The 13,632-nt window shown below is 57.9% G+C and carries 12 protein-coding genes and 1 riboswitch; of the genes, 4 read left to right on the top strand and 8 right to left on the bottom strand.

What is annotated here, in order from left to right; all coding sequences use genetic code 11:
• The first annotated feature begins 17 nt into the window (after positions 1 to 17).
• Positions 18 to 827, top strand: a complete 810-nt coding sequence (locus RWM61_RS01055; RefSeq protein ID WP_313996436.1) for a histidinol-phosphatase — start codon at positions 18 to 20, stop codon at positions 825 to 827.
• Between the two features lie 273 nt (positions 828 to 1,100).
• Positions 1,101 to 2,039, top strand: coding sequence for a cation diffusion facilitator family transporter (locus RWM61_RS01050; protein WP_313996434.1), 939 nt, complete (start codon positions 1,101 to 1,103; stop codon positions 2,037 to 2,039).
• Positions 2,040 to 2,122: 83 nt separating this feature from the next.
• Here the strand turns inward: RWM61_RS01050 and RWM61_RS01045 are convergent, their stop codons facing one another.
• Complete coding sequence (locus RWM61_RS01045) at positions 2,123 to 2,524, bottom strand: DoxX family protein (protein ID WP_313996432.1); 402 nt, start codon at positions 2,522 to 2,524, stop codon at positions 2,123 to 2,125.
• 179 nt (positions 2,525 to 2,703) lie between these two features.
• Here RWM61_RS01045 and RWM61_RS01040 point away from each other — a divergent pair, with 179 nt between their 5' ends.
• Complete coding sequence (locus RWM61_RS01040; RefSeq protein ID WP_313996430.1) at positions 2,704 to 3,012, top strand: helix-turn-helix domain-containing protein; 309 nt, start codon at positions 2,704 to 2,706, stop codon at positions 3,010 to 3,012.
• Positions 3,013 to 3,108: 96 nt separating this feature from the next.
• Here RWM61_RS01040 and RWM61_RS01035 read toward each other — a convergent pair whose 3' ends face one another.
• The 5 genes from RWM61_RS01035 to RWM61_RS01015 form a co-directional block, all read right to left on the bottom strand.
• On the bottom strand, positions 3,109 to 4,779 hold the full coding sequence (locus RWM61_RS01035; protein WP_313996428.1) for a glycerol-3-phosphate dehydrogenase/oxidase: 1,671 nt from the start codon (positions 4,777 to 4,779) through the stop codon (positions 3,109 to 3,111).
• Positions 4,780 to 4,836: 57 nt separating this feature from the next.
• Positions 4,837 to 6,339 (bottom strand): glycerol kinase GlpK, encoded by a 1,503-nt coding sequence (gene glpK / locus RWM61_RS01030; protein ID WP_313996426.1) that lies wholly within the window; start codon positions 6,337 to 6,339, stop codon positions 4,837 to 4,839.
• 499 nt (positions 6,340 to 6,838) lie between these two features.
• On the bottom strand, positions 6,839 to 7,615 hold the full coding sequence (sdhB, locus tag RWM61_RS01025) for a succinate dehydrogenase iron-sulfur subunit (RefSeq protein ID WP_313996425.1): 777 nt from the start codon (positions 7,613 to 7,615) through the stop codon (positions 6,839 to 6,841).
• A 2-nt stretch (positions 7,616 to 7,617) separates the two neighbouring features.
• On the bottom strand, positions 7,618 to 9,375 hold the full coding sequence (gene sdhA, locus RWM61_RS01020; RefSeq protein ID WP_313996423.1) for a succinate dehydrogenase flavoprotein subunit: 1,758 nt from the start codon (positions 9,373 to 9,375) through the stop codon (positions 7,618 to 7,620).
• 24 nt (positions 9,376 to 9,399) lie between these two features.
• Positions 9,400 to 10,080: a succinate dehydrogenase cytochrome b558 subunit gene (locus RWM61_RS01015; RefSeq protein ID WP_313996421.1), complete on the bottom strand. Its 681-nt coding sequence runs from the start codon at positions 10,078 to 10,080 to the stop codon at positions 9,400 to 9,402.
• Positions 10,081 to 10,274: 194 nt separating this feature from the next.
• Here RWM61_RS01015 and RWM61_RS01010 point away from each other — a divergent pair, with 194 nt between their 5' ends.
• Positions 10,275 to 11,177 (top strand): LysR family transcriptional regulator, encoded by a 903-nt coding sequence (locus RWM61_RS01010; protein ID WP_313996419.1) that lies wholly within the window; start codon positions 10,275 to 10,277, stop codon positions 11,175 to 11,177.
• Between the two features lie 11 nt (positions 11,178 to 11,188).
• Here RWM61_RS01010 and RWM61_RS01005 read toward each other — a convergent pair whose 3' ends face one another.
• Positions 11,189 to 11,860 (bottom strand): TrkA family potassium uptake protein, encoded by a 672-nt coding sequence (locus RWM61_RS01005; protein ID WP_313996417.1) that lies wholly within the window; start codon positions 11,858 to 11,860, stop codon positions 11,189 to 11,191.
• A gap of 17 nt (positions 11,861 to 11,877) precedes the next feature.
• Positions 11,878 to 13,215: a TrkH family potassium uptake protein gene (locus RWM61_RS01000; RefSeq protein WP_399537610.1), complete on the bottom strand. Its 1,338-nt coding sequence runs from the start codon at positions 13,213 to 13,215 to the stop codon at positions 11,878 to 11,880.
• Positions 13,216 to 13,287: 72 nt separating this feature from the next.
• Positions 13,288 to 13,476: riboswitch (cyclic di-AMP (ydaO/yuaA leader) on the bottom strand.
• Positions 13,477 to 13,632 lie beyond the last annotated feature (156 nt).

Genomic DNA, 13,632 nt, shown 5'->3' with positions numbered 1-13,632 from the left:
AAGGAGGCGGCAGCCGTTTGAAATTCGACCTGCACACCCACCATTTGCGGTGCGGCCACGCGGAAGGCACGATCGAGGACTATATCCGATCGGCGATTGAAGCCGGCTTCACCGCTATCGGCATATCGGATCATTCCCCTTACTTCGCGCATGAACTGGACCGGCCCCAGCCGCGGATTGCGATGGCGCGAAGCGAGTTCGCCGGCTATGTGAACGAGATTTTAAGCCTGAAGGAAAAATATCGGGACCGGATCGAGGTGCTGCTCGGCGTCGAATCCGATTTTTTTCCGGAGCATGCCCACGTTTACCGGACCGCATACGAGGCGTACCCTTTCGATTACATTATCGGTTCCGTGCATCAGGTGGGCGGCGTCAGCATTTTCAACCGCAATCGGTGGAAGGGGCTGTCGGAGGCAAAGCATGTCGAAGAGAAAAAGAGCTATTACCGGCTGATCGAGGAGTCGGCTCGAAGCGGGATTTTCCAGGTGCTCGGCCATATCGACGCGATGAAGGGCTATTATCCGGCCTTCTCCGATATCGCCGCGCACGATGCGATCGACGACGCCCTGAAAGCGATTGCGGACAACCGCGTCGCAATCGAGATCAACACATCGGGCTCAACGAAAGACTGCGGCGGCTGGTACCCGGCCGACGCCATTCTGGAGCGCGCGCTTCATTTCGGCGTCGACGTCACGTTCGGCTCGGATGCGCATCACCCGGGGCGCGTCGGCGAGGATTGGGAGCTTGTCCGGCAGCGGCTGAAGGAAATCGGGTTCCGCCACTGGGTATTTTACCGGCAGAAACGTCCCGTCACGGTGCCGTTGTAACCGCATGGGCCCCCATGCCATATCCTAAAATAATCCCCAAAAAGTGAAGCGAAGCGGTGTAGCGAATTCCGATTACTTTTGGGGACCCCCTAAGGATATAAAATAAGTAAAAAAGTGGACCCCGCCGCGAGCGGCTGGGTCCCAATAAGGTATATAAAAAAGGGGGTCTTGCTTATTATAATAGCCTGCCAATGTGAAGGTGCCGTAACAGGACCATTTCATTTGTGTAACAAATGTCCGATTGGGTGCGGCGCAACGGAAGGGGTGTGAACCGTGTACGACTATCATCATCTCGGCCACGTCAAGGAACAGACCGCTTCAAAACGGACGTTATGGATTGCGCTTTGGCTTACGCTGTTTTTCACCTTGGTCGAAATCGTGGGCGGGCTTGCGAGCAATTCGCTCGCGCTTCTGTCCGACTCGGCCCACATGATTTCCGACGTTATCGCGCTCGGCCTCAGCATGACGGCCATCTATTTGGCGTCGCGTGAGCCCGACGCCCGTTTCACTTTCGGCTACCTGCGCTTTGAGATCATCGCCTCGTTCCTCAACGGGCTGACGCTGGCGGTCATCGCCACCGGTATTTTCATCGAAGGCGTCCGGCGGTTCGTCAATCCGGAGCCGGTCAATTTTCAGCTGATGCTGATCATCTCCTCCATCGGCCTGGCCGTCAACATCGTGCTTACCGTCGTGCTCAGCCGAAGCATGAAGGAAGAAAAGAACCTGAACATCCAGAGCGCCTTGTGGCATTTCATCGGTGACCTCATCAGCTCGATCGGCGTCATCGTCTCGGCGCTGCTCATATTCTTGACCGGCTGGCCGGCCTTCGACCCGCTCGTCAGTCTCATCATCGGCGGCATCATTTTCACCGGCGGCGCCAAAATCATCCGGCAATCCTATCTTATTCTTATGGAATCGGTGCCCGAGAAGTTCGACCTCGACGCCATCCGCGCGGACCTTCTGGCGCTCGAAGGCGTCGAGGATGTGCACGAAATGCACCTGTGGGCCGTATCGACCGATCATTATTCGCTAACCGCCCACGTGTTTGTCAACGAAAATATCCAGCCTTACTGCGTCATTCTCGCCATTGATGAAACGCTGCGGAACAAGTACAACATTAAACACTCCACCATCCAGACCGAACACGCCGTCATTCATCCGCATGGAGAATACGGACGGCAGTTCCTGAAAGAAAAGGAACTGCACGGCTGACGTACGGCATGTATGCCGGTCATCCGCGTTCGATATCCTTAGTATGTCACATTTTCAGCCGAGACGCATCTTTAAGCCCCCGCTCAGTCGGCCATCATCGCGTCAAGCGAGTATTCGCCGGCGCCGGAGAGCGCGAGGCCGACTGCGACGACCATCAGCACCAGATTATATTCATAGCCGTTCTGTGTCACCCACAGGCCGTTGGCTCCGTGAACCTTAACGATCGCGACCAGCATGCTGACCGCGATCAGCGCCGCGCCTAACGGCAGCAGCAGCCCCAGGCCGAACAGCAGCCCGCCGATTACCTCGGCCAAACCGGCTGCCAGCGCCGCCGCCACGCCGGGCTTCATGCCGATCGAATCGAACCAGCCTCCCGTGCCTTTCAAGCCGTAGCCTCCGAACCAGCCGAACAGCTTTTGCGCGCCGTGACCGATAAACAGCAAACCGACAATGACCCGAATAATCAGAATCCCCATATCTTCCATCTCTTTCTCCCTCTCCTTACGGATGAATGTTTTTTCTGTAGACCAATAATATAATAAGTTACTTACTTTAGTCAAGTATATGATTATTTTTTTGTCTTCAGCCGTATTTGTCGTTTTTTTTCTTACTTTTTGCAGCCCTGCGTGATACAATATAGTTACTTAAAGTGGGGTGATAACCGGTGGACTACTCAAAAATGTGCCCAAAATACGAATCCGCTGCTGAATTGCTCGGCAAAAAATGGACGGGACTTATTATCCGGGTGCTGCTTGGAGGACCGAAAAGGTTCAAGGAGATCAAGGAGCAAATTCCGGAGATGAGCGATAAAATGCTGACCGACCGCATGAAGGAGCTTGAGGTTCTTGATGTTGTAAAGCGCAACGTCTACCCGGAAATGCCGGTGCGGATCGAATACGAATTGACGAAAAAGGGACTCGGGCTCGAGCCCGTGATCGAATCCATCCAGCAATGGGGCGAAGAGTGGATGTAACCCGTCCGCGCCGCCCTTCGAAAATAAGACTGCGCCGGCGCCGAAAGCGCCCGCGCAGTCTTTTTGCTTTCCCGCCGGGATGTTCACCATTCGCCATCACTCGAACGCGACCGCCGCCATGCACTGCTCCAGGAAGCTTGCGTATACGCGGCGCGTCCTTTCCTGCCCCCACTGCAGCTTGGCTGCCATTTGCTCGCCTACGAGCTCAAGACGCGCCGCCGCCGTGTTCCGGTCGAACAGCAGCATCCCCGTTCTGCGGATGAAAAAATCGTCCGGACCGGTGCACATTTCATCCGTCATGCCATAATCGGCCTCCGCCAGCAGCAGCGCCATGCCAAGATCGGGCTGGATGCCGGCATGCTCGGACGGACGTTCCCGAACACGAGCCAGCACTTCCCCGGCGTTCACTCCATACCGATAAACCAGTTCCTTCACTCGCTCCCTTCCCGCCCATTGACCGATATCCGAACCGCACAAGCCCTCGATAAAGGACGGTATCGCTTCGGCCGAGCCGAATTCGCCGCCGGTCAGCACGATTTTGTCGGTATGACATCGTTTGGCGATCTTTCCATACTCCCGGCTCAGTTGAGCGGCAACCAGATCCACGACGCGCTCCGCCATTTTCCGGTAACCGGTCAGCTTGCCGCCCGCGATCGTAACAAGACCCGAGGGAGACACAAATATTTCGTCCTTGCGCGACAGCTCCGACGGTGACTTGCCCTCCTCGTGTATCAACGGCCGCAGGCCGGCCCAGCTCGACGCGATGTCTTTTTCCTTCAGTTGCGAATCCGGGAACATATGGTTCACGGCGTTCAGCAGGTAAGCTGCGTCGTCCGCCGTGACCGCCGGCTTCTCGAGATTCCCGTCGTAATTCGTATCCGTGGTGCCGATATAGGTGGAGCGTCCGCGCGGGATCGCAAAAATCATGCGTCCGTCCGGCACGTCGAAGTAGACGGATTGCTTGAGCGGCAGCCTTTCATAGGGAACGACAAGATGAACGCCTTTCGTCAGATGCAGACGCTTGCCCGATAACGATTTATCCATACTGCGAAGCCGATCCGCCCAGGGACCGGCCGCGTTCACGACTTTCGCCGCCGTGATCCGGTAGGAGCCTCCGCCGATGAGATCGGCGACGTCGGCCCCGGCCAGCTTGCCGCCCTCATAAATCAGCTCGGCCGCTTCGGCGTAGTTGACGCACAGGGCGCCAAGCCGGCTCGCCGTTTTCATCACCTCGATCGTCAGGCGCGCATCGTCGGTCCGGTATTCGACGTAGAGGCCGCCGCCCTTCAAAATATCGCGCCGCAGCAGCGGTTCGGCTTGCCCGGTCTCCTCCTTGTCCAGCATGACGCGCCGTTCCTTCCGGCTGACGCCGGCCAGTCTGTCGTACATCCACAGCCCGACGGAGGTCGCCCATTTGCCGTAAGTTCCTTGCTCGACCAGCGGCAGCAGCATTTTCTCCGGGATGACGAGGTGGGGGGCGTTCCGGTATAAAATCGCGCGCTCGCGGCCGACCTCCCGAACCAGCTTGATTTCGCCCTGCTTCAAGTATCGGAGACCGCCGTGGATCAGCTTCGTCGAGCGGCTGCTCGTGCCCGCGGCGAAATCCTGCTTTTCCACCAGACCGACACGCAGCCCGCGCGATGCCGCGTCCAGCGCGATACCGGCGCCGGTAATGCCGCCGCCGATGACCAGCAAATCGAGCTGCGCTTTCGCCATACTCTCCAGCCTGGACGTTCGTTCCGTTGCGGAAAACGGTATAGATTGCATACGGCTCTCTCTCCTAATCGTAAAAGCGTCTGTCGGCAAGTTGCGGCGCGGCGGGTATTATTCCTCGTCCTTCTCCCAATCCATCGTCCGTTTGACCGCCTTTTTCCAGCCCTTGTACAGCTTCGTGCGGACGGCTTCCTCCATATCGGGAACGAATCTGGTTTCGTTGCCCGAATTCGCCCCCAGCTCCGACCGGCTCCAAAAGCCGACGGCGATTCCCGCCAGATAGGCGGCGCCGAGCGCGGTCGTTTCGGTCACTAGCGGCCTGCATACTTCCACGCCCAGCATGTCGGCCTGGAACTGCATCAGCAGGTTGTTGGCGGTCGCCCCGCCGTCTACGCGCAGCGACTGCAGCTTAAGCCCCGAATCGCTCTCCATCGCGCCCAGTACATCCTTCGTCTGATAGGCGAGCGAGTTCAGCGTCGCCCGGACGAGATGGCCCTTGTTGGAGCCGCGCGTCAAGCCGAAAATCGCGCCTCTTGCGTACATGTCCCAATAGGGGGCGCCCAGGCCGGCGAAGGCCGGCACGACGTAGACGCCGCCGGTGTCGGCGACCGTGCTCGCATAATATTCGGAATCCGCCGCCGAATCGATCAGCTTCAGCCCGTCGCGAAGCCACTGAACGGCCGCCCCCGCGATGAAAATGCTGCCCTCCAGCGCATACTCCACCTTGCCCTCGATCCCCCACGCGATCGTCGTCAGCAGGCCGCACTTGGAGACAACGGCGCGCTCGCCGGTGTTCATCAGCATGAAGCAGCCGGTTCCGTAGGTGTTTTTGGCCATGCCGGACTTGAAGCAGGTTTGGCCGAACAACGCCGCCTGCTGGTCCCCGGCCGCCCCGGCGATCGGAATTTCCGCGCCGCCGAACGTGTGCTCATCCGTCACGCCGAACAGGCCGGACGAAGGCTTCACCTCAGGCAGAATGGAGACGGGAATGCCGAGCTCCTGCAGCAGCTTTTCATCCCAGCCAAGCTCCTTGATATTATAAAGCATCGTTCGGGAAGCGTTGGAGTAATCCGTCGCATGCGCCCGGCCGCGCGTCAGCTTCCAGATGAGCCAGGTGTCGACCGTTCCGAAAAGCAGCTCCCCGCGCTCGGCCTTTTCTCTCGCCCCCTCCACTTGGTCGAGCAGCCATTTCACCTTGGTACCCGAAAAATAAGCGTCCGCGACGAGTCCCGTATTCTCCTTGATATACGGCTCAAGCCCCCGCTGCTTCAACTCATCGCAAATGCCTGCCGTTCGGCGGTCCTGCCACACGATCGCGCGATGAATCGGCTTGCCCGTATGCTTATCCCAAATGACGACCGTTTCCCGTTGGTTGGTGATGCCGATCGCGGCGATTTCCTGCGGACGGGCGCCGACGCGCTCGAGCACCTCGCGCGCCACCCCGCTCTGCGTGGCCCATATCTCCATCGCATCGTGCTCGACCCAGCCTGGCTTCGGGTAGAATTGCGTCAATTCCTTCTGCGCGATCGCCGCGATGCCGCCCGTCTTGTCGAACAGGATCGCCCTTGAGCTGGTCGTCCCCTGATCAAGCGCCAGCACATATTTTTTATCCATATATGACCTCCGTCCGCCATGCTCATCGCAACTTCTCGATATTCTCATATATAACGGATCAAGCCGGATCTGTAAACCCTTACAGCCATCGTTTCCTCTGTGCACAGGGCGCATTCGGCGAAAAAGCGGCATTTCATTGGATAAAATCCATGATATGGGGTCAAAAATAGGACGCTTCCGCAGCGATTCCATTAAGCTGAGTTGCCGAAACCCGCAAACAGCACTATAAAAACGCCCGGACAACCGTCCGGGCGATAGGTTACTGGTGTTCATCTTTCCGCTTTTATCTCTTGGAGTTTAGTCCCCCAGCTGCTTTTCGATCCCTTGGGGGGTTAATCCCAAGTTGCTTTTTCGATCGCTTGTCTCTTAGATCTTCAACCTGCAGCGGAGGTTGTTCGGGGGCAGAGCGGCTTATTTGTGGCCGTTTCCACCCTAGCATGGGCTTAGTGAATCAGGAAACGGACGCGAAACGGAGCGAAGCACCCGAACAACCGGAGCCCTACATGCCCAGCCATTTCTTGAACATGTGCTTCGTCGTATCCTTGTTGATCGCCGCGATCGACGTCGTCAGCGGAATGCCCTTCGGGCAGGCGCGCACGCAGTTCTGCGAATTGCCGCAGCCCTCGATGCCGCCGTCTTCCATCAGCGTCTCGAGCCGTTCATCCTTGTTCATCTCGCCCGTCGGATGGGCGTTGAACAGCCGCACCTGCGAGATCGCCGCAGGTCCGATGAAGCTCGTCCGGTCGTTTACGTTCGGGCAGGCTTCGAGGCAGACGCCGCAGGTCATGCACTTGGACAGCTCGTACGCCCATTGGCGCTTCGTCTCCGCCATTCGCGGGCCCGGGCCCAGATCGTATGTGCCGTCGATCGGAATCCATGCCTTGACACGCTTCAGCGCGTTAAACATCCGCTCGCGGTTGATGACAAGGTCGCGAACGACCGGGAACGTGCGCATCGGCTCCAGGCGGATCGGCTGCTCCAGCTTGTCGATCAGCGCCGAGCAAGCCTGGCGCGGCTTGCCGTTGATGATCATCGAGCAGGCGCCGCACACTTCCTCGAGACAGTTGGACTCCCAGCAGACGGGCGCGGTATGCTTGCCGTCGGCGTTCAACGGGTTGCGCTGAATCTCCATCAGCGCGCTGATCACGTTCATGTTCGCGCGGTACGGCACTTCGAACGTTTCCGTATAAGGAGCGGTATCGGGACTGTCCTGACGGGTGATGATGAACTTGATCGTTTTGTTGGCCGCAGCCGTAGCCGTAGTTGTCTCCGCCATCGTTATTCTCCTTTCTTCTTGTCGCTCGAATAGTCGCGTTTGCGCGGCTTGATCAGCGAGACGTCGATATCTTCGTAGCTGATCTTCGGGCCCTCCGGCGTCCAGGCCGCCTTCGTCGTTTTCATGAATTCGTCGTCGTTCCGGTCAGGAAATTCCGGCTTATAGTGCGCGCCGCGGCTTTCGTTGCGCAGCAAGCCGCCAAGCGTCATCGCCTCGGCCAGCTCCAGCATGTTCCACAGCTGGCGGGTAAAGGCGACGCCGGCATTGTTCCAGCGCGCCGTATCGTTGATGTTGATCTTCGCATAACGCTGCTTCAGTTCCTTGATCTTGTCGATCGTCTCCTGCAGCTTGTTGTTGTAGCGGACGACCGTCATATTGTTCGTCATCCACTCGCCGAGCTCCTTGTGCAGCACATACGCGTTCTCGGAGCCGTTCATCGCGAGGATCGACTCGTATTTCGCGGTGTGGCGCTGCTTCTCGCGATCGAATACGGACGACGACACATCTTCGGCCGACTTCTTCAGCCCTTTGATGTATTCGACCGCTTTCGGCCCGGCCATCATGCCGCCGTAGATCGCCGATACGAGCGAGTTCGCGCCGAGGCGGTTCGCGCCGTGATATTGATATTCGCACTCGCCGGCCGCAAACAGGCCGGGAATGTTCGTCATCTGGTTGTAATCGACCCACATGCCGCCCATCGAATAGTGAACGGCCGGGAAAATTTTCATCGGAATCTTCCGCGGGTCGTCGCCCATGAACTTCTCGTAAATCTCGATAATGCCGCCGAGCTTCACGTCCAGCTCCTTCGGATCCTTGTGCGACAGGTCGAGGTAAACCATGTTCTCGCCGTTGATGCCGAGCTTCATATCGACGCACACCGCGAAAATTTCACGGGTCGCGATATCGCGCGGCACCAGGTTGCCGTACGCCGGGTATTTCTCCTCAAGGAAGTACCACGGCTTGCCGTCCTTGTACGTCCACACCCGGCCGCCTTCGCCGCGCGCGGATTCGGACATCAGGCGCAGCTTGTCGTCGCCCGGAATCGCCGTCGGGTGGATCTGGATGAATTCGCCGTTCGCGTAATGGACACCTTGCTGATACACGGCGCTCGCCGCGGTGCCCGTATTGATGACGGAGTTCGTCGTTTTGCCGAAAATGATGCCCGGGCCGCCCGTTGCCAGTATAACCGCGTCCGCCGCAAACGAATGAATCTCCATCGAGCGCAGGTCCTGCGCCGACACGCCGCGGCATACGCCGTCGTCGTCGAGCACGGCGCCGAGAAATTCCCAATGCTCGTACTTCGTGACAAGGCCCGCCGTCTCCCAACGGCGTACTTGCTCATCCAGGGCATACAGCAGCTGCTGGCCGGTCGTCGCGCCCGCGAAAGCCGTACGGTGATGCTTCGTTCCGCCGAACCGGCGGAAATCGAGCAGTCCTTCCGGCGTCCGGTTGAACATGACGCCCATCCGGTCCATCAGGTGGATGATGCCCGGCGCCGCTTCGCACATCGCCTTGACCGGCGGCTGGTTGGCAAGGAAGTCCCCGCCGTAGATCGTATCGTCGAAGTGCTCCCAGGGGGAGTCGCCCTCACCCTTCGTGTTGACCGCGCCGTTGATGCCGCCCTGCGCGCATACCGAGTGGGACCGCTTGACCGGCACGACGGAGAACAAATCGACGTGCATGCCCGATTCCGCGGCTTTGATGGTCGCCATCAGGCCGGCAAGGCCGCCGCCCACGACGATGATTTTATTTTTAGCCATTTCGCTTCGCTCCTTGTTCGCAGACTATCCGATATTGGCGAGCGTCCGCAGCGTCTCGGCCGCAGCGCCCGCTTCTTTAAATTCATCGCCCCGGAATGCCATCAGCGACGCCAGGAACATGCCCGTTACAATGACGAACACAACCATCCAAAAGTAGGACGAAATTCGTTGCGCCCGCGGGCCGACCGTGATGCCCCAGCTGACGAGGAACGCCCACATGCCGTTGGCGAAGTGGAACACCGAGGCGACGACGCCGATCATGTAGAGAAGGAAGAAAAAGTTGTTGCTGACGATCGCGTTCATCGTCGCTCCGAGATCCCCATACTCAATATTGCCGAGAAACACCTGAATACGAGTCTGATAAACGTGCCACGCAACGAAAATGAACGTGATGACGCCCGAGATCCGCTGCAGCGCGAACGCCCAGTTGCGGCCGTATTTGAATTGGCCCGTGTTGATATCCGATTGATAGGCGATATACAAGCCATACACACCGTGAAACAACAGCGGCAGCCAGATGCCGACAATCTCAAGCACGATCAGGATCGGCAAGCCGTTAATGAACGAGACGGCTGCCTTGAAGCCTTGCGCCCCTCCCTCAACCGCCGAGAAGTTCGTCAGCATATGGCTGATAATGAACATGCTAAGCGGTATCACCCCAAGCAGCGAGTGAATTTTGCGCGAGTAATACGAATTTCCTTTCATGACGTAAGCGTTCTCCTTTCCGACTGGACAAGCGTTGTGTGAGCCACCTTACATTGTACCCCCGCACCCGGGGAGCGTCAATGCAAGGTTCGACACAGAAATGCCACAGTTCCCATGCTACTCCTTTTTCGCTTATAATGGAACTGCTTATTTATTATAATGACTTATAACTTTTATGCATATAGGAGGCCGTTATGCTGGAGGAGCTTCACATTTTCGCCACCGTCGTCGAACAGTCCAGCCTCAACAAGGCGTCGTCGCTGTTAAATTTGTCACAACCCGCGCTGTCGCGCAAAATCGCAAAGCTTGAGGAGGAGCTCGGCGCCATGCTGTTCAGAAGGGTCGGCAAACGGCTCGAGCTGACGCGGATCGGGCAATTGACCTACGATTATGCGCTTGAGGCTCGCCGGCGGCATTTCCGCTTTCTGCAGACGATCAGCGGGGAAGGGGCTCCGGGACGCACTTCGATTCTCATCGGCGCGAGCCTCACGACCCTTCAGACGACGCTGCCCGACCTGATTCAGATGATGACCGAGTCGCATCCCGAGGTGGACATTAAAGCCGTCACCGGCAAAACGCATGAAATCGTCTCGCTCGTCCGCGACAAGAAAGCCGACATCGGCATCGTCGCCTCCCGCATCGACGATCCGGCGCTCTATTGCGTGCCGCTGTTCGACGATCATCTGGAGCTTGTCCTGCCCAAAGGGCATTATGTAACGGATGCGGGGGCCGGCTCGATGAGCATCTCCGACCTGAACGGCCTTCCGATGATCCTGTTCGCCAAAGGCACCTGGTACCGGATTCTGACGGATGAGCTGTTCGCCAAATATGAGCTGAAGCCGGACGTGCGAATGGAAATCGATTCGTTCGAGGCGATCCTTCGACTCATGCATACGTGCCGGGCGGGCACGCTGCTGCCGAAATCGTACATGCGCGAGCGGCTGCTGGAAGACAACGACCTGACCGTCGTGCCGGTCAGGGAACTGGAGGAGACGAAACGGACCACGTCGCTCATCCATCCGGAGCCCGACGGGATGAACCCTTCCGTCAAATTATGGGTCGAAGCGATCGCGGCGTTCTTCGCGCGCGGCAATTAGCCGGGGCGATGCTACCGCGATTTCGCGGCGACGGAGCCCTCGAAGGCATCGATCTGATGATTCGTGCCGATGACGACCATGACATCCTTCTCCTGCAGCGTATCCGCCGCCGTGGGCGCGATGATGACGCCGTTCTTTTTGTTGATGGCGACGATGCTGCAGCCGAATTTGGCGCGCGGATTCAGCTCCTTCAAAGACATGCCGTCCAGGCATCGCGGCACGGCAAGCTCGGCGATCGTGTAATCCTTCGACAGCTCGATATAATCGAGCAGATTCGGCGACACGAGCTGATGCGCGACGCGAACCCCCATATCTCGTTCCGGATAAATGACGCGGTCGACGCCGATTTTCTCCAGCACGCGGCCGTGCAGCTCGCTCATCGCTTTGGCCACCACCTGCTTCACGCCGAGGTCCTTCAACAGAATGGCGGTCAATATGCTGGCTTGAATGTCGTCGCCGATCGCCACGACGCCGCAGTCGAAGTTGCGGACGCCGAGCGAACGCAGCGCTTCTTCATCTGTGGAGTCCGCCGCTACGGTATGCGTCAGCACTTGGCTCATTTCATTGACGATTTCTTCATCCATATCGATGCCGAGCACTTCATAGCCGAGCTCGACCAATTCCTTGCCCAAGCTGGAGCCGAAGCGGCCCATGCCGATGATGACGAATTGGTTCTTTTTCACGTTGTCCGATCTCCATTCTATCCGATGATCATTTTGCCTTCCGGATGGCGGTACAGCTCTTTTTCCGAACGCGGTCCGAGCGCATAAGCGAGCGTCAGCGGACCGACCCGGCCGATAAACATGGTGAGGGCGATAACGGTCTTCCCGAAGTCGGTCAACTGCCGCGTCAGCCCGGTATCCAGTCCGGCCGTGGAGAAGGCGGACACCGTCTCGAACAGCAGCCGGATGAACTGGCGGTCCTCAATCGCCGACAGCACCATGGTGACGGCGATGACCAGCGCGAGCGACAGCATCGTAATCGTCAACGCTTTGTAGATGCGTTCCCGGGCGAGGCGATGCTTGAACAGCACGATATCTTCCTTGCCGCGGATCATCGCGATGACCGCGCCGATCAGCACCGTAAACGTCGTCGTCTTGATCCCCCCGCCCGCGGATCCCGGCGATGCGCCGATAAACATGAGCATGACGATGAAAAATTGCGTCGCCTGCCGCAGGTCTGCGACGATGACCGTATTGGAGCCGGCCGATCTCGCCGATACGGATTGAAATAAGGATGCCCAGATTTTGCCGTCCCAACCGAGCGGCTGCAGCGTGTTTATATACTCGAAGATGAATATGACCGCGGTCCCGATCGCGATAAGGGCGGCCGACATCGACAGCACGACTTTGGAATGCAGCGTAAGCCGCCTTTTTTTTCGGTAATCCACCAGGTCCGACAAGACGACGAAACCCAGCCCTCCAAGTATGATTAACCCGATTGAAACAACGTTTACAATCGGATCGTCGACATAGCGGGTAAAACTGCGGAAATCGCCCAAAATATCGAAGCCGGCGTTATTGAACAGCGACACGGAGTGGAACAACCCGTAGTACGCGGCTTGCCCCAAAGGCATGTCGACCGCGAAGCGGACCGTAAACAGCACCAGGCCGGCCGCTTCGATCGCCAGCGAATAGAAGACGACCCGCCGGATCAGCCGGACGATGCCTTCCATGCTGCTCTGATTCATCGCTTCCTGCAGAATGAGCCGTTCCCTGAGCGAAATCTTGCGTCGCAGCACAAGGGCGAACAGCGTGGCCATCGTCATGAAGCCGATCCCGCCAATCTGTATAAGAAGCATAAGGATGATCTGGCCAGGCATACTGTAGAAGGTGCCCGTGTCCTCGAGGACCAAGCCTGTCACGGTAGTGGCCGACGTCGCCTCAAACACCCCGTGCAAATACCGCTGGCCCTGGCCGTCGGCCGTGGCGAATGGCATCGACAGCAGCAGGCCGCCCAGCAGGATGATCAGTGCGAACCCGGTAACCAGAATTCTCGGCGGCGACCAGTTCGATATTGAAAACAAACGTTTAAGCACAACCATCACCCCGGGCCGTAATCGGAAATGAAGCATAAAAAAAGCACTGGAAACCCAATGCCGTGTGCGTATGAGTCCTGTCCCGACAAGCCTACGAGGTTAGCTGACGGATTCGGGCGCGAACAGGCCGCCCTATCCCGGCAAACGGTACGACCGTCCGCCCGGAATTCACCCCATGCCGCTTGCAGCCCGCTGTTGCGTCGGTATGCGGCGGCATTATGGTTCCCCCGTTTTCAACAAGAAATTCGGCTTCTATGCGATTGTAGGTTAAATAAGACCGACGCCTATGATTATAGTCCGATCGCAAGCCGTTTACAAAAGGATAAATCACTTAAAGACGGGCAAACTCGATCATAATCCGCTTGTTTTCCGATATAAAGTCCGGTTTGCTTCGATTATCGGTTCATTATCTCGGCT

It is taken from the genome of uncultured Paenibacillus sp., from assembly GCF_963515335.1.
In the GTDB taxonomy this organism is placed as follows: domain Bacteria; phylum Bacillota; class Bacilli; order Paenibacillales; family Paenibacillaceae; genus Paenibacillus_I.
Note: the sequence above shows the minus strand (reverse complement) of the source record. Positions and strands in the feature narration are given on the sequence as shown.